The 15,290-nt window shown below is 56.0% G+C and carries 15 protein-coding genes, 1 tRNA gene and 1 pseudogene; 6 read left to right on the top strand and 11 right to left on the bottom strand.

The window, feature by feature from the left end; all coding sequences use genetic code 11:
• The first annotated feature begins 20 nt into the window (after positions 1–20).
• Positions 21–986, top strand: coding sequence for an alpha/beta hydrolase (locus AC1M2H_RS17110; protein WP_480148283.1), 966 nt, complete (start codon positions 21–23; stop codon positions 984–986).
• A 71-nt stretch (positions 987–1,057) separates the two neighbouring features.
• Here AC1M2H_RS17110 and AC1M2H_RS17105 read toward each other — a convergent pair whose 3' ends face one another.
• The 11 genes and pseudogenes from AC1M2H_RS17105 to AC1M2H_RS17055 form a co-directional block, all read right to left on the bottom strand.
• Entirely contained in the window at positions 1,058–3,340 is a 2,283-nt protein-coding gene (locus AC1M2H_RS17105; protein ID WP_480148282.1) for a TonB-dependent siderophore receptor, read from the bottom strand.
• Positions 3,341–3,732: 392 nt separating this feature from the next.
• Positions 3,733–3,912: pseudogene (locus AC1M2H_RS17100) on the bottom strand (IS3 family transposase); the annotation flags it as partial.
• A 130-nt stretch (positions 3,913–4,042) separates the two neighbouring features.
• Entirely contained in the window at positions 4,043–4,453 is a 411-nt protein-coding gene (locus tag AC1M2H_RS17095; RefSeq protein WP_045854808.1) for a RidA family protein, read from the bottom strand.
• A 28-nt stretch (positions 4,454–4,481) separates the two neighbouring features.
• Positions 4,482–5,222: an amino acid ABC transporter ATP-binding protein gene (locus AC1M2H_RS17090; RefSeq protein WP_480148281.1), complete on the bottom strand. Its 741-nt coding sequence runs from the start codon at positions 5,220–5,222 to the stop codon at positions 4,482–4,484.
• Positions 5,222–5,875: an amino acid ABC transporter permease gene (locus AC1M2H_RS17085; RefSeq protein WP_123707411.1), complete on the bottom strand. Its 654-nt coding sequence runs from the start codon at positions 5,873–5,875 to the stop codon at positions 5,222–5,224. Before AC1M2H_RS17085 ends, AC1M2H_RS17090 begins: the two co-directional genes overlap by 1 nt.
• 9 nt (positions 5,876–5,884) lie before the next feature.
• Positions 5,885–6,544, bottom strand: a complete 660-nt coding sequence (locus AC1M2H_RS17080; RefSeq protein WP_480148280.1) for an amino acid ABC transporter permease — start codon at positions 6,542–6,544, stop codon at positions 5,885–5,887.
• Positions 6,534–7,904: an MmgE/PrpD family protein gene (locus AC1M2H_RS17075; protein WP_480148278.1), complete on the bottom strand. Its 1,371-nt coding sequence runs from the start codon at positions 7,902–7,904 to the stop codon at positions 6,534–6,536. The genes AC1M2H_RS17080 and AC1M2H_RS17075 overlap by 11 nt, the downstream gene beginning before the upstream one ends.
• Positions 7,905–7,954: 50 nt before the next feature.
• Positions 7,955–8,743, bottom strand: coding sequence for a transporter substrate-binding domain-containing protein (locus AC1M2H_RS17070; RefSeq protein ID WP_480148276.1), 789 nt, complete (start codon positions 8,741–8,743; stop codon positions 7,955–7,957).
• 42 nt (positions 8,744–8,785) lie between these two features.
• Positions 8,786–9,754 carry an agmatinase gene (locus AC1M2H_RS17065; protein WP_480148274.1) on the bottom strand — a complete coding sequence of 323 codons (969 nt, stop codon included), beginning with the start codon at positions 9,752–9,754 and terminating at the stop codon, positions 8,786–8,788.
• A gap of 44 nt (positions 9,755–9,798) precedes the next feature.
• On the bottom strand, positions 9,799–10,671 hold the full coding sequence (locus AC1M2H_RS17060) for a MurR/RpiR family transcriptional regulator (protein ID WP_480148273.1): 873 nt from the start codon (positions 10,669–10,671) through the stop codon (positions 9,799–9,801).
• A gap of 394 nt (positions 10,672–11,065) precedes the next feature.
• Positions 11,066–11,153 (bottom strand) — tRNA-Ser (locus AC1M2H_RS17055).
• A 268-nt stretch (positions 11,154–11,421) separates the two neighbouring features.
• Here AC1M2H_RS17055 and ghrA point away from each other — a divergent pair.
• From ghrA to ymdB, 5 genes are all read left to right on the top strand, one after another.
• On the top strand, positions 11,422–12,360 hold the full coding sequence (ghrA, locus tag AC1M2H_RS17050) for a glyoxylate/hydroxypyruvate reductase GhrA (RefSeq protein ID WP_480148271.1): 939 nt from the start codon (positions 11,422–11,424) through the stop codon (positions 12,358–12,360).
• An 85-nt stretch (positions 12,361–12,445) separates the two neighbouring features.
• Entirely contained in the window at positions 12,446–13,183 is a 738-nt protein-coding gene (locus tag AC1M2H_RS17045; RefSeq protein ID WP_480148270.1) for a PHP domain-containing protein, read from the top strand.
• Between the two features lie 22 nt (positions 13,184–13,205).
• On the top strand, positions 13,206–13,760 hold the full coding sequence (locus AC1M2H_RS17040) for a TorD/DmsD family molecular chaperone (protein ID WP_480148269.1): 555 nt from the start codon (positions 13,206–13,208) through the stop codon (positions 13,758–13,760).
• A 90-nt stretch (positions 13,761–13,850) separates the two neighbouring features.
• The gene (locus tag AC1M2H_RS17035; RefSeq protein WP_480148268.1) at positions 13,851–14,354 is read left to right on the top strand and encodes a DUF1097 domain-containing protein; all 504 of its coding nucleotides are present in this window, start codon (positions 13,851–13,853) and stop codon (positions 14,352–14,354) included.
• Between the two features lie 377 nt (positions 14,355–14,731).
• Positions 14,732–15,256: an O-acetyl-ADP-ribose deacetylase gene (ymdB, locus tag AC1M2H_RS17030; RefSeq protein ID WP_480148267.1), complete on the top strand. Its 525-nt coding sequence runs from the start codon at positions 14,732–14,734 to the stop codon at positions 15,254–15,256.
• The last annotated feature ends 34 nt before the right edge of the window (positions 15,257–15,290 follow it).

Here is a 15,290-nt window from a genome sequence, read left to right as displayed (position 1 = left end):
AATTAAGGAATAACAAACAGATGTATGGCCGCAAGTATCAAAACGGGGGCCGTCGCAGGGTGCTGTTTTCAGCGATCTCTTGTATGACTCTCCTCTACGGCGCGAAAGGGATTGCTAAACCCGATATGGCGCCGCTGGGGCCGAATATCGCCGATCGGGGCTCCGCGTTTTACCATTTTAGGGTCGACAATTTCGACTCCGCCGATGGAAAGAGACACTATAGGGTCTGGATCGGCATTCCGGATAAAACCCCACCGGCGTCAGGTTACCCCATTCTTTATATGCTGGATGGCAATGCGGTGATGGATCGTCTGTCGGAACCATTGCTTAAGCAGCTTGCGGAAAAATCACCTCCCGTTATTGTCGCCGTTGGTTACCAGACCAATTTACCTTTTGATCTGAACGGGCGGGCTTACGATTACACGCCCGCGCTGGATATGAAGAGCGGGGACGTGGAGGAAGTGAACGGGCGCTACCGTCGCAAGGGCGGCGGTAGCGAGGGTTTCCGTCAGCTGCTGCAGGTGCGTATTTCGCCGAATGCGGAACGAGGCATTAAAATCGATCCTGAGCGGCGCGGCCTCTGGGGGCATTCCTACGGTGGTTTATTCGCCCTGGACTCATGGTTGTCGTCCTCTTTCTTTCGTGTTTACTACAGCGCCAGCCCGTCTTTGGGAAAAGACTATGTTTCGTTATTGACCCGGTTAACGGCGATCGATAAGGCGCAATATTGCCATAAGAGTTTATTTTTCATGGAGGGCTCCGCATCTCCGGGGAAAAATACGCAAACTCAATCCCACGATATTCTGAATCAAATCCACAACAGCGTTTCCTCCCTACAGCAAAATGGGCTCACGGCGGAATATTGGGATTATCCGGGGGTGACGCACGGACCGATGTTTAACGCCTCTTTTCAGAGCGCGTTAGTACATATGAGTACGGATAAGGGGCGCGGACCAGCGCAATGTGATGAGTCTGACGGGCGTTGAAGGAGAGCGGCGTAAGGTCAGACCTGTCCGCCGCCCTTATTTATCACGCGATAGTGCGCGACAGGTTGTTATCAGAAATGCAGCCCCACCTGCATGTAGTAGGTACGACCTGATTCGTTATACGTGTTCGCCCCCGCGCCCCACAAATAGGCGCCCGTGGTGGCGTTGCCGGTACTCTGGGCGTTGCCTTCGCGGAAGTGGCGTTTGTCGAACAGGTTATCGATCCCTGCCGTCACGTCGAGGTTTTTCGTCATGGCATAGGTTGCGCTCATCCCCACCAGCGCATAAGGCGATACCTGACGGATTTCGCTACCTGAAGTGGGTTCACCCTTATAATTATATTTTTTCGGTTTCTGTCGGCCGTACCAGGTCAGCATCCCTTGCACCGAGAGATCGCTGGTGGCCTGCCACTCCAGCGTCGAGTTGATGGTGTATTTAGGAATAACCGACAGATAATCGCCGGTCTTTTTATTTTTGTTCTCGATGATATAGGTGAAGTTATTGTTCATCTTCAGCGTGTCGGTGATCGGGAAGTTGAAGGTCCCTTCCAGCCCCTGTACGACCGCTTTGGGCACATTTTCCCATTGGTAGATATTCGCAGAAGTGGTTGTGCCCGCTAATGTGTCGCCGGCTTCGATTTTGTCATGGTAGTCATTACGGTACCAGGTCAGCCCGGCCTGTACGTCGTCATGGTTGTACTCAATCCCGACCTCTTTATTGACGCTGGTTTCCGCTTTCAGGTCGTTGTTGCCCTGCAGGTAGCAGGCCTGACCGCCGGAGCAGCCCTGGCCTTTACTGTAGAGCAGGTAGTTGGGGTTGGTCTGATACAGGTTCGGCGCTTTCCACGCCCGGGCGATGCCCAGCTTGAGGGTGAAGTCGCTGCCCAGTTCCTGGGAGAGGTTCAGCGCCGGGCTCCAGTTACTGCCGCTGATGCTCTGGTGGTTGAAACGGATGCCCGGGGTCAGACGGGTTGTGTCGGTCAGCTCAATGTTATCTTCGGCAAAGATGCCATAAATATCCGCTGAGCTGTATTTGCTCCGTCCGGTGTCGGCAATCCCGGGAACCGAGCCGCCGCCGCTGGTGGATTCGGTATTCGACGCGGGATCTTTCATCGCCTGGTGATTAAACTCCGCGCCGAGGGTCAGGGTCTGGTTGACCCACAGATCAAACGGGATATTCACATCCGAGTGCAGATTGGTGTCATACAGCGTAATGGTCGAAAACCCTTCATTGGAAGGGCTGAAAATCCCCGCGATACCGCCGGACAGGCCCTCATTGAGTCGAGTATTACGCGTTTTTTCAAACTGCACGTAGTTGTTGGTGGTCACGCCGCTATCCCAGGCGCCGGTATATTTCAGGTTGAGGGTCTGGCGATAGAGAACGTTGGTTTCTTTGCCGTAATACTTTTTCACCAGCGCATTACTGTTGGTATTTTGCGTGTCACCGGCGTACAGGTTGCCCTGGCGGCTGTAGCCGGCCCCCAGCTCCAGCGCCTGCATTGGCATAAATTCCCAGCGCAGAACCGAATTGATGTCCTTATTGATAAAACCTTCACGGCCAGAGGGATAGGAGCCGGCATAGGAGCCGATACGCGGGGTGGTATGGCTTTCATTAATATCCTGGGCATCCGCCTGGGTTTTATTCCAGTTCCCGTAGAGACGCAGGGTCAGGTTATCAGCCAGCGCGCCGCTTAAACTACCGTTGTAGCGTTTGGTGCTGCCTTCAGATTTATGTTGCGGAACGTTGTAATAGGTGTTGAAGCTGCCGTGCCATTCATTCGTGGCGCGCTTAGTGATGATATTCACCACTCCGCCCATTGCGCCGCTGCCGTACATCGCCGCGGCCGGGCCGCGAATGACCTCAATGCGCTCGATCATTTCGGGGGGGACCCAGTTGGTGTCGCCGCGGGTATCGCGTTCATCGCTCCAGCCGTAGCGCACAGAATTGCGGCTGGAGACCGGCATACCGTCAACCAGAATCAGGGTGTTTTCCGGTCCCATGCCGCGGATATCAATCTGGCGGTTATTCCCGCGCTGCCCGCTGTTTGAGTTACCCGTGAGGTTAACCCCCGGCATGGTGCGGATTATCTCAGCGACGTCGCGCTGTATTGGGTGCTTTTTGATGGCCTCGCTGTCAATGATCGAGACCCCCGGCGCCTGCAGCGTTTGCTCTTTGGCCGTGACGACCATGGTTTCATCGCTGGTAACCTTTTTTGCACTTTGGTCACTGCCGCTTGTTTGTTCTGTTTTCTGGTTTGTCGTTATATTGGCGTCTGCGGCCTGTACCGCCGGAATTGCCAGACAACCAGAAATAAGTGAACTCAGAAGTGAGTATTTATAGACGTTTTTTATCATAAAATTAGCCACTTGCCATTGTTAAAAAGAGAGATGCGCAAAGTAATTTATTGCTAATGGTTATCATTTGCAACAAGGTAATGAGTATTATTCTTATTTGAGTTGCGCGTAGAACAAAATAGGTTAGCTATTTCAGATGATTAGAAACGTACAAAAAGGCGTCGGTTATAAGGATTATTTTTCAGTGCCCGATGTTTGCGGATGAGAAACTACATGCGTATACAGGGGAGCCGATGTCTACCTAAGCGTGAAAACTGTAGCTGGAGCGCAAAGGCTGGGGAGGGCAAGGGTTGGGACACTCATTCCGCAAATACCGGGGCGGACCGACCCGCTCCGGGATTTTCGTAGTCAAGTCATATTGGCCACGGTTTTACAGTAAAAATGGTATTTGTTCTATGGCTCTTGCGGTGGCGTACCCGGCTCTCAGGCGTGGCAGAACCGACATTCATCGCTTCGCTGGCTTGTCGATATGAATAACCCTTATCAACAATCCGCTGCGCATATTCCAGCCTGAACTCAGGGGGGAAGTACTTGTTCATTAGCCACCTGTTTTTTTGAGGTGAGAATATCACCTTTAATCAGGTGGCCAAATTGACTGCGTCACTACAAATATAAGGGAGAGGCGGGAAATCCTGTTGTTCGTTTATCCCGCTCCCTTAATTCACTCGTTCGCTCCTGCGTGGGCGTATCGCTGACGTTTTATCAACCCGCCTTCACGGCAATCACGTCGATCTCAACTTGCCATTCCGGACGCGCCAGATGTGAAATCATCAGTCCGGTAGAGACCGGGAACACGCCTTTCAGCCAGCGCCCCATGATGTTGTACACCGTTTCGCGGTGGCGAACGTCGGTCAGATAAACGGTGATTTTGCAGATCTCTTGCAGATTGCTGCCGCTCTCTTCCAGCAGCATGTTGATGTTGTACATCGCCTGCTCGGTTTGCGCCGCAATATCACCAATACCCACTGATTCACGGGTGTCTAAGTTTTGCCCAATTTGCCCGCGTAGAAAGACCATATTCCCGGCGACAACGGCCTGACACAGGTCGTTATCGAGATTTTGCTCCGGATAGGTCTCTTTGGTGTTAAACGGACGAATACGCGTATGTACCATTTTTTTGCTCCAGGTGGATAAGCGGCCCTCAGGCCAGGAATTGACGAAGTTCTGCCGTTTGCGGCTGAGTAAACAGTGTGTCCGGGGTGCCCACTTCGTGGACGCGTCCTTGATGCATAAACACCACCCGGTCGCTGACTTTGCGCGCGAAATTCATTTCGTGCGTGACCATGATGATGGTCATGCCTTCCTGCGCCAGCGACTCAATCACCTGCAGCACTTCGCCGACCAGTTCCGGATCCAGCGCGGAGGTTATTTCATCGCACAGCAAGATTTCCGGATTCATCGCCAGCGAGCGGGCAATCGCGACGCGCTGCTGCTGACCGCCGGAGAGGCTATCCGGCCAGGCATCAAATTTATCGGCCAGGCCGACGCGTTCCAGCAACCGTCTGGCCGTGCGCTCGGCTTCGCCCCTGGCCATCTTTTTCACCAGCGTCGGGGCCAGCATTACGTTCTTACCCACGGTAAGGTGAGGAAAAAGATTAAAGCTCTGAAAAATCATGCCGACGTTCTGCCGCAGTTCGCGCAGAGCGGCGCCGTTGTCCTGCTGCACCGGCTGCCCGTCCACCAGCAGCTCTCCCGCCTGATAGGTATCCAGGCCATTAATGCAGCGTAATAAGGTGCTTTTCCCCGAGCCGCTTTTGCCGATAATGCACACCACTTCCTGACGCTTTATCTGCAAATCAATGCCTTTCAGCACCTCGTTTTCACCAAAACGCTTACGCAGCGCGCGTATATCCACCAGGGAAAAATCGGCCGTCTGGGTCATCAGTTGGTTCTCCGTGACAAACGTTGTTCAAGATGCCGGCTCCATATGGAGAGCGGAAAGCACAGAAAGAAGTAAAACAGGGCCACGCTGCCGTAAATCAGGAAGGGGGAAAACGTGGCGTTCGAGATAATCTGTCCGGCGCGCGTCAGTTCGACAAAACCAATCACCGACGCCAGCGCCGTGTTCTTAATGGCCTGCACCAAAAAGCCGACGGTAGGGGCGATGGCCACGCGCAGGGCCTGGGGCAGAATGATGTAGCGCAGCTGCTCGCGAAAGTTAAGCGCCAGACTTTGCGCCGCCTCCCACTGCTGGCGCGGAATGGCTTCCACGCTGCCGCGCCAGATTTCGGTTAAATAGGCGCTGGCGTACAGCGTCAGGCAGAAACTGGCGGTAAATAATGGTGAAGTATTAATGCCGGCGATCGCCAGGCCGAAATAGACCAGAAAGAGCTGAAGCAGCAGCGGCGTTCCCTGAAACAGCTGCACATAGCCGCGGACAAAATAGCCGGCGATACGCGAACCAGAGAGGCGCAGTACCAGCAGTAGCCCACCGACGACGCCCCCGCCAATAAATGCGATAGCGGACAATCCAACCGTCCAGCGCAGCGCCAGCAGCAAGTTGCGATAGATATCCCACAAGGAAAAGTCGCTCATCATGGATCCTCAAGGTCGACGGAAAATAAAGCGCGGGCCTACCCAGTTCAGAATCTGGCGCACGGCGATTGCTAATACCAGATAGGCAGCGGCGGCGATAATGTAGGCTTCGAAATTACGGAAGGTGCGGCTGGCAATCAGGTTGGCGCTGAACGACAGCTCCTCGGTTGAGATCTGGCTGCATACCGCCGAACCCAGCATGATGATAATGACCTGACTGACCAACGCGGGCCAGACTCTGCCAAGAGCCGGAGGCAGCACCACGCGGGTAAAAATTTGCCAGCGGTTCAACGCGAGGCTCTGCGCCGCTTCGATTTGGCTACGCGGCGTGTTGTCAATACCGGCACGGGCGATCTCACTGGCGTACGCGCCAAGGTTGAGGATCAGCGACAGCACGCTGGCCGTCAGCGCCGACATCTGTACCCCGACCGCCGGCAGGCCGAAAAAGATAAAAAATAGCTGGATGATGTAGGGAGTATTACGGACCAGCTCGACATAGCTGGCAATGAGCCACCGCAGCGGGCGCGGGCCGTTGGCGCGCCCCCAGCCGCAGGCAATCCCCAGGGCAATCCCCAGCAGCGTGGCCACCAGCGTCATCATGAGGGTGATGGCGATGCCGTTAAGCAGCATCGGCCACTGGCTCAATACCGGCGCAAAATCAAAGCTCATGGTCTGGTTTCTCCAGTAGTCGTGACAGCTGCGCCACGGAGGGCAGGGCGATAACCTGGCGTAGCTGGGCCAGAAGGTGACGACTCGTGGCCGCGGGTAGAGCACGCTGGGCGCATGACAGGAATTTTTCATCCAGCGCTTCATCGCTCAGAGGATGGGCGGCATTGCCCAGCGCGCGATCGACACGGCAGCTGAGCTGCCGTCCCGATTTCAGATTCAGGGTGACGCAGGCGCCTTCCGGGGCGGTTTGCACACTCTGCGGGTGTTGCCACTGCGGGCTGCTTGCGATCGTGACTTTCGCCATCAGAGCATAGATCTCCGCCGGTTCCAGCGACGCCTGCGTCAACTGCTTCAGGGTTAACTCGCCATAAAATAGCGTAGCGGCGATGGCATAGGGCAGGCTGAATTGCGCCTGTTGCGGAGTCTGCGGAACGGCGTAAATCAAGTTTGCGAGCACGATCTGCGGCACATCGCAGCGGATCTGCTCTATTTCATCCACCGCAAGCGTATGCCGTTGCACCAGGGCGACTACCGCATCGACCGCCGCGTGAGCAGACAGGCATACAGGGATGCGTTTAACGTCCAGCCCCGGCTGCAGCAAGCGCCAGCCGGGAGCGGTTAACCGCTTCGGCTGCCATTGGGCATCGTTCATCAAGGCTGGCAATCCGTAATGATGCTCCAGCGTATTGAGCGGACCCGTGATTCCCGCTTGCGCCATCAGCGCCGCCTGAACGCCTCGCTCGGCGGCCAGTCCGGCCATCACGGCTTTCGCATCGCTGCCAAAGGCGCTTTTACTGCCGCCGGCGGCGGCGAGAGCTAACGCAATGGCGTGCGCAACCTGAGGCGTATCCAGGCGTAGCAGGTGGGCGGCGGCAACGGCGGCGCCGACCACGCCCAGAACCCCGGTTGTCCACCATCCGCGTTGATACAGCTGCTGGCCCAGCGCTTCGCCGAGCCGGTATTGGCATTCGCTTCCCGAGACAATGGCCGTCAGCAGACTGGCGCCGTCGCGGTCATACTGCTGAGCAACTGCCAGTGCGGCCGGGATGATGACCGCGGAGCCATGGACGAATCCGGCGTAGCAGTTGTCATCGAAATCCAGCGCGTGCGCGGCGCAGCCGTTGATCCGCGCGGCGTCCAGCGGGTTGACGCGCAGCGCGCCGCCCAATGTGCTGGCCTTACCCTCGCTCATTAGCGTCCGTTTCAGACGCTGTACTATCGGCATTGTGCTGCCAGCCAGCGCCACGCCCAGCGTGTCGATCAGCGCGCGACAGGCGATCCGCCGCACGTCGTCTGGGATCGACGACAGCGTCATGGCCGTTGCCTGCCGGGCCAAAATATGGGTTGCGTAATGGTTCATGCTATTCCTCGCCAGAGAAAAGACTCCCCGCCCACAGGGAGCCACTATGCTCAGGATTCAGGCAGATCGCCCGCTGGCGCGCCCAGCCACTTCTGCGAGATCCGATTGATAGTGCCGTCGGCTTTCGCGGTGCGCAGAATTTCATTCACTTTGGCAACCAGCGCAGGGTTACCTTTCGGCAGGCCGACGTAGCACGGGGCGTTAGCCAGAATCACTTTTAACTGGATATCCAGGCCGGGGTTTTTCTGCTTCAGCGCGCCGGCGACGGTGGTCCCGATTGCCACTAATTGCGTTTGGCCGGACATGAACGAAGCGATAGTGCTGTTGTTATCTTCGAAGCGTTTGACGTTAGCTTTCGGTGCCAGGGTCGTTAACTCTTCATCCTGCATTGAGCCGCGGGTTACCGAGACCGTTTTGCCCGCCAGCTCGTCGGCGTTGCTGGCTTTCACCTCAGCCTTGCCAAACACCGCATCAAAGAAAGGCGCATAGGCGATGCTGTAGTCGATCACTTTGGCGCGCTCCGCGGTTTTACCCAGCGAGGAGATGGTCATATCCGCTTTGCCGCTTTGCAGATAGGGGACGCGATTTGGGCCCGTGACCGGCACCAGCTGCAGCTTCACGCCCAGTTTGTCGGCGATTAGCCTGGCGGTGTCGATATCAATGCCCTGCGGCTGCATATCACTCCCCACAAAACCATAGGGGGCGTAATCCTGAGGGACCGCGATACGCACCACTTTTTGCTGCATAATGGTATCCAGCAAATCGGCGGCGCTGGCGGAGAGGCTGGAGAAAGCGCAAGCGAGCCCCAGCATTGCTGCAAATGCAAACTGTCTTTTCATCTCATTATTTCCCGTTCAGGTTATTGTTACGTAAATACGCGGTCATGAGGCGGATTGACTATTTTTATTGAAATAACCCGCGCGCACCGCGGTGCCAATTAAATTGACAAAGAAGCGACAGGCGGTAATAGCGGTAATTTGGTTAATATCTTTCTTCGGCGTGATTTCAACCAAATCCATACCCACGACTTTGCCTTTTGCCACCAGTCCGTGGATTAATTTGCGCATTTGGTGATAAGTTACTCCACCTAATGCCGGGCCGTTGACCGCGGGCATAATCGTTGGGTCAATACCATCGGCGTCACAGGTAATATAATAATGACCGCCATCAGGAATACGTGCTAACAGGCTGTCGATACCTTCATCATGCAGCTGATGGGCAGGAATCAATTTCGCACCATATTCCAGCGCTGCGTCCACTTCTTCCTGGCGGGCCGAACCGTTTGCGCGCAGGCCAATTTGCCAGATTTCGCCGATGTGCTTCATTTCCGAGGCCCGGCGAATGGGGCTGGAGTAACCATCGGTCACGCCGTTGACATCCTGACGCCAGTCCAGGTGAGCATCGACATGGATCAGGGTGATGGTTTCATTCAATTCATCCAGCGCGCGCAGCACCGGAATCGGAATACCGTGGTCGCCGCCAATCACCAGCGGCATGCCGCCCAGCTGTAGAATTTTACGTACCACCGCTTCGGCCGCTTCGTAATGTTGACCCAGGGCGCGCGCATCGCCTGCGATATCTCCGCAATCGATCATGCGGATATCCTGATTATCCATCAGCGGGCCGCCAATATCGAAATCGTAACGCTCGATGCTGCGCACCGCGCGATCGGTTGCCTGACGCACTGCCGTTGGTCCATTGGTTTGATCGTTGGTGACTTCGTCAATGGAATAAGGCGAGCCATAAGGAATCCCTAATACGGCGATATCTACACGATCCAACATATTTAAATCACTGACTACTTCGGAATAAAGCAGGCTCTTATGACCATGTTTCGGTGCGGTGGTCATTTCGGGTTTATATCTCATTTTATCCTCTGATCTGTCGTGAATAACTAGTTAAGACTCCACCACTCTCCGGTGGCCCATAATTGCTCTTCGGTTCTTTTTACTGCTGAATGAATATTGATCCGGGCGTTGGCGGCAAATAATGCCACCAGCAATTCACTAACTAATAAGGCAGGCGTAATCGTGTCGAAAAACGACGCCGTTTTCTTTTGTACCAATATTGATTCCGCTGCCAGTCTTGCGACAGGGGAACTGGCATTATCGGTAATTGCGACAACGCGAATTTTCCGTTGCGCTAAGTAGCGGGCCAGCGTGACGGCCCGTCGGGAATAGGGAGCCAGACTGACCACCAGCAGCACATCTTTGGCATTAATCTCCCCCATCAGCGTCATCATGCCGCTTTCGCCTGCGCCATCAATCAGGCGCACATTGTTGGCGAACCAGGCGCTGACGTGTTGAAAATGGAAGGCGACAGGAAACGATGATCGAAGCCCCAGACAGTAAATGGTCCGCGCGTCTGCCAGCAGCCTGCTGGCTCGGATCATCGCCTCAAGATTCTCCTGACGACACAGTGTTTCAATATGGGCCTGCGTGGTGGCGGCCAGATCGCGCAGCAAAGAGTCTTCTCCCTGCTTATTCATCGCAACCAGCCCCGGCACTCGTGATTCATAGATGCTGCTTTTGCTACGCAAGGCGGCGATAAACACTTCGCGCAGCGCATCATAGCCGCCGAGTCCGAGGCGTTTTGCCAAACGGGTCATCGTGGAGGGCGGAACGCCGGCAAGACGCGACTGCTCACGCATCGACATCACCGCTACTTCCTGGGCGTGGTCTAACACAAAGCTGGCAGCCAGCCGTTCCTGACGAGGAAGCTGTTCGTACATCGCTTTTAGTCTGGAAATAACTTCAGCCTGTTCCATATGTGATTCCCTTTCGGTTTGACTCAATCACAATTGCAACGGCTGTGCCAAATATGATTGCTGTTGATTGGAATGAATCAAAATTAAACCAACAGTAAGACCCCCTGGTGGTACAGGAGGGGAACGCTGATTCCCGGAATGATTAGTCTGATTCAAAACGGCGTGAAAAAAGTGGCGGGCGTTATTTTTCCAGGCCGTTAACGGCCTGAGGCTGTGCGTTTTTTACGCGCCAGCATGGAGCATCGACTGCATGCTGCCAGGGCAAAGGGACGTTAATGAAGCAAACTGCCGGCGATGCCAGTAGTCGAACCCTGGTCGGGGAGCTTATCCCTCCCGGCGGGTGCAATATGCGAAAAAAAAAGCCCGTACTTGCGTACGAGCTCTTTCTTAAATATGGCGGTGAGGGGGGGATTCGAACCCCCGATACGTTGCCGTATACACACTTTCCAGGCGTGCTCCTTCAGCCACTCGGACACCTCACCATATTGTCATTCCCGTTGCTGCCGGGAACGGGCGCTAATTTAGGGAAATACCTATCTCTCGTCAATCAACTTTTTAAAAAAAACGCGCGTTTAGCCAAACTTCGCGCAACTTGCTGGCTAAGTGCGCGACAATCGTTTTTTTTGTCACCACTCTCTTTTTATCCGCCAGCCAGGCGAAATTTGCTATGCTGGCAAACCAATAGAAAACAACAAGTAAAATACGGCGCTAACGCAAACCTGCTTAAGACATTCGCTATCAGGAGTCACAATGGAGATTATCTTTTACCACCCGACGTTTGATATCCCATACTGGATTGCCGAGCTGGAAAAACAGCTGCCCGGCTCGCGCGTACGTGAGTGGAAGCCTGGCGACGATCGGCCCGCCGACTACGCGCTGGTCTGGCATCCGCCGGTGGAAATGCTCCAGGGCCGCGACCTAAAAGCCGTCTTTGCTCTCGGCGCGGGGGTGGACTCAATCCTCAGCAAACTGCGCGAACATCCGGAAATGCTGCCGCTATCGACTCCGCTGTTCCGCCTCGAAGATACCGGTATGGGGCTGCAGATGCAGGAGTATGCGGTCAGCCAGGTGCTGCACTGGTTTCGCCGGTTTGACGATTACCAGGCGCTGAAACAGCAGGCGCGCTGGCAGCCGCTGGAGGAGTACCTGCGCGAAGATTTTACTGTCGGCATCATGGGGGCCGGCGTGCTCGGCGCGAAAGTCGCGGAAGGGCTGCAGGCATGGGGCTTCCCGCTGCGCAGCTGGAGCCGCAGCCGCAAGGCGTGGCCGCGGGTGCAAAGCTTTGCGGGGGCTGAGGAGCTGAATGAATTCCTGCGCGGAACGCGGGTCCTGATCAACCTCCTGCCCAATACGGCGGAAACCGTCGGCATTATTAATCAGCAGCTACTGGCGCAGCTTCCGGATGGCGGCTATGTTCTCAATCTGGCGCGCGGCGTCCACGTCGTTGAGGACGATCTGCTGGCGGCGCTGGAAAGCGGTAAACTTAAAGGCGCGATGCTGGATGTCTTCAGCCGCGAGCCGCTCCCGGCCGCAAGCCCGCTGTGGGCGCATCCGCGAGTGGCAATGACGCCGCATATCGCCGCGGTGACGCGGCCTCAGGAAGCGATTGCCTATATAGCCGCTACGATTAGCCAGCTGGAGCGAGGGGAAACGGTCAGCGGGCAGGTCGATCGCCTGCGCGGTTACTAAAAGAGAACCCCGCTGCGGCGGGGTTTTTACTAATCATGCGTCCTGATTCCTGCTATTCTTGCCACAAACAGAGAAGGAGATTGTGATGTATCCTGTTGACCTGCACATGCATACCGTCGCCAGTACCCACGCCTACAGCACCCTGCACGATTATATTGCCGAAGCAAAGCGCAAGGGGATCAAACTCTTTGCGATCACCGACCACGGCCCGGATATGGCCGATGCGCCGCATTACTGGCACTTTGTCAATATGCGCATCTGGCCGCGGCTGGTGGACGGCGTTGGCATTCTGCGCGGTATTGAAGCCAACATTAAAAATATCCACGGTGAAATTGACTGTTCCGGTCCGATGCTCAGCTCTCTGGATCTGTTCATCGCCGGTTTCCACGAACCGGTTTTCCCGCCGCAGGACAAAGCAACCCATACCGAGGCGATGATCGCCGCGATGGCGAGCGGCGCGGTGCACATTATCAGCCACCCGGGCAACCCTAAATTCCCGGTCGATATCCCGGCCATCGCCGAGGCGGCGGCAAAATATCAGGTGGCGCTGGAGATCAACAACTCCTCATTTATCTCTTCACGCGTCGGCAGTGAGGATAACTGTCGGGCCATTGCCGCCGCGGTGCACGATGCCGGAGGCTGGGTGGCCCTTGGCTCGGATTCGCATACCGCCTTTACGCTTGGCGAATTCAGCGAGTGTCGCAAGATCCTCGATGAGGTGAACTTCCCTGAGGAGAGGATCCTTAACGTCTCTCCGCGCCGGCTGCTGAACTTCCTTGAATCTCGCGGGATGCCGGCGATCGCTGAATTTGCCGATCTTTAATTTGTATAACTGGAATAAATGAATGAACGAGTTTTCAATCCTCTGCCGCGTGCTGGGCTCCCTGTACTATCGTCAGCCCCAGGACCCGCTACTGGTGCCGCTGTTTACCCTTATTCGTGAAGGCAAGCTGGCGGCAAGCTGGCCGCTGGAGCAGGATGAGCAGCTGGCGCGCCTGCAAAAGAGCTGCGACGTGCAGCCGCTGGCCGCTGATTACAACGCGCTGTTTGTCGGCGAAGAGTGCGGCGTCCCGCCGTACCGCAGCGCCTGGGTTGAGGGGGCAACGGAGGCCGAAGTTCGCGGTTTTCTGAGCGAACACGGGATCCCAACCGGCGAGGGGCGGGCCGATCATATTGGTTCTCTGCTGCTGGCCGCTTCGTGGCTGGAGGATCATGCGCCGGAAGATGAAAGCGAGACCCTGGAAACGCTGTTTGCCGACTATATCCTGCCGTGGTGCGGAATTTTCCTCGGCAAGGTCGAAGCCCATGCGGTGACGCCCTTCTGGCGGACAATGGCGCCGCTGACGCGCGAGGCGCTCTCCGCCATGTGGGACGAGCTGCAGGAAGAGAATGAAGAATAAGTGTGACTTTTATCACGCTATAAATGCAACGAAAGGAACGTAGTTTAAGATAGTGTGCTTGGGGTCACATTTGAACGCCGCGTATCTGCTATGATACGCGCCATGAATATACTTCTCGCAATTGCAATAACGACGGGCATTCTCTCCGGTATCTGGGGATGGGTGGCGGTCGCGTTCGGTCTGCTGAGCTGGGCCGGTTTTCTCGGCTGCACGGCCTATTTTGCCTGCCCGCAGGGCGGCCTGAAAGGGCTGCTGATCTCTGGCTGCACGGTAATGAGCGGCGTGATATGGGCGCAGGTTATTATTTACGGCAGCGCGCTGGCGCCGCATCTGGAAATCCTCGGCTATATGATGACCGGGATCGTGGCGTTTTTGATGTGCATTCAGGCGCGTCAGCTGCTGCTCTCCTTCGTTCCCGGAACCTTTATCGGCGCCTGCGCAACCTTTGCCGGCGGCGGCGACTGGCGGCTCATCGTGCCTTCTCTGGCGCTGGGGCTGGTTTTTGGCTACGCGATGAAAAACAGCGGACTTTGGCTGGCGGCGCGCGCGGAAAAGCGTAAATTACTATCCCACGAAACGCCCGGCGAAGCCTGAGCGGCATTCTCCCACACCGATAAACAGGGCCTCCGGCCCTGTTTTGCTTTCCTGCAACTTATCCTTTTGCTGTGCTTCTGTTCTCCGCGGCGGGGGCAATCTGCGCCCGGATATGATTTATCCGATGGATATTCACATTGTTACGATCCGCCTGCGGTGAAAAATTGTACGAATTGCCGATCGGGAAGCCGGAAAAGGGGGGCTGGATGATGAAAACAGCGAATCAGTGCAATTAAAGTATATTAATCCGCAACATACCCTTGCTATTCTGGCAATCGAATATCGGCCGTTGCCGGGCCCTGGGCTTTCGTCCTTTGGCCCGTCATGCGAAATTACCGCTAAGCTTTACTATAAGACGTTTGCCGACAGGAGGCGAAATGGCTGTTAAACCTGAGGTTATTCTCGGAGACATCACAACGCTGGCCGTCGATGTTATCGTCAACGCCGCTAACCCTTCGCTGCTCGGCGGCGGTGGCGTTGATGGCGCTATTCATCAGGCTGCCGGGCCGGAGCTGCTTGCCGCGTGCAAAATCGTGCGCCAGCAGCAGGGCGAGTGCGCTCCCGGTCATGCGGTGATCACCACCGCCGGCAGGCTTCCGGCCAGCGCGGTTATTCACGCCGTTGGCCCGGTCTGGCACGGCGGCGATCGGCAGGAGGCTGAACTGCTGGCCGATGCCTATAAAAATAGCCTGCAGCTGGCGGCGGCCAATAGCTACCGCTCTATTGCCTTCCCGGCAATCAGCACCGGCGTGTACGGCTACCCTAAAGAGGCCGCGGCGGAGATCGCCGTGCGGACGGTGAACGCCTTTCTCACGCGCTACAATCCGCTGGAACGCGTCTGCTTTGTCTGCTTTGATGCCGAAACGGCCGAGATTTATCGCCGCCTGCTGCAGGCGCAATAGCCGCGATACGGCTTGTCTGCCCGCGGGCAAATAA

Source organism: Klebsiella sp. F11, assembly GCF_056712265.1.
This window is presented reverse-complemented; position numbering and strand designations above follow the sequence as displayed.

Excerpts from the sequence above, each read along its gene's own strand:
- AC1M2H_RS17045 (WP_480148270.1), top strand. The coding sequence starts at position 12,446 with ATGTATCCTGTTGACCTGCACATGCATACCGTCGCCAGTACCCACGCC.
- AC1M2H_RS17040 (WP_480148269.1), top strand. The coding sequence starts at position 13,206 with ATGAACGAGTTTTCAATCCTCTGCCGCGTGCTGGGCTCCCTGTACTAT.
- AC1M2H_RS17110 (WP_480148283.1), top strand. The coding sequence starts at position 21 with ATGTATGGCCGCAAGTATCAAAACGGGGGCCGTCGCAGGGTGCTGTTT.
- ymdB (WP_480148267.1), top strand. The coding sequence starts at position 14,732 with ATGGCTGTTAAACCTGAGGTTATTCTCGGAGACATCACAACGCTGGCC.
- AC1M2H_RS17070 (WP_480148276.1), bottom strand. The coding sequence starts at position 8,743 with ATGAAAAGACAGTTTGCATTTGCAGCAATGCTGGGGCTCGCTTGCGCT.
- AC1M2H_RS17105 (WP_480148282.1), bottom strand. The coding sequence starts at position 3,340 with ATGATAAAAAACGTCTATAAATACTCACTTCTGAGTTCACTTATTTCT.
- AC1M2H_RS17035 (WP_480148268.1), top strand. The coding sequence starts at position 13,851 with ATGATACGCGCCATGAATATACTTCTCGCAATTGCAATAACGACGGGC.
- AC1M2H_RS17075 (WP_480148278.1), bottom strand. The coding sequence starts at position 7,904 with ATGAACCATTACGCAACCCATATTTTGGCCCGGCAGGCAACGGCCATG.
- AC1M2H_RS17060 (WP_480148273.1), bottom strand. The coding sequence starts at position 10,671 with ATGGAACAGGCTGAAGTTATTTCCAGACTAAAAGCGATGTACGAACAG.
- AC1M2H_RS17065 (WP_480148274.1), bottom strand. The coding sequence starts at position 9,754 with ATGACCACCGCACCGAAACATGGTCATAAGAGCCTGCTTTATTCCGAA.
- AC1M2H_RS17080 (WP_480148280.1), bottom strand. The coding sequence starts at position 6,544 with ATGAGCTTTGATTTTGCGCCGGTATTGAGCCAGTGGCCGATGCTGCTT.
- AC1M2H_RS17095 (WP_045854808.1), bottom strand. The coding sequence starts at position 4,453 with ATGGTACATACGCGTATTCGTCCGTTTAACACCAAAGAGACCTATCCG.
- AC1M2H_RS17090 (WP_480148281.1), bottom strand. The coding sequence starts at position 5,222 with ATGACCCAGACGGCCGATTTTTCCCTGGTGGATATACGCGCGCTGCGT.
- AC1M2H_RS17085 (WP_123707411.1), bottom strand. The coding sequence starts at position 5,875 with ATGAGCGACTTTTCCTTGTGGGATATCTATCGCAACTTGCTGCTGGCG.
- ghrA (WP_480148271.1), top strand. The coding sequence starts at position 11,422 with ATGGAGATTATCTTTTACCACCCGACGTTTGATATCCCATACTGGATT.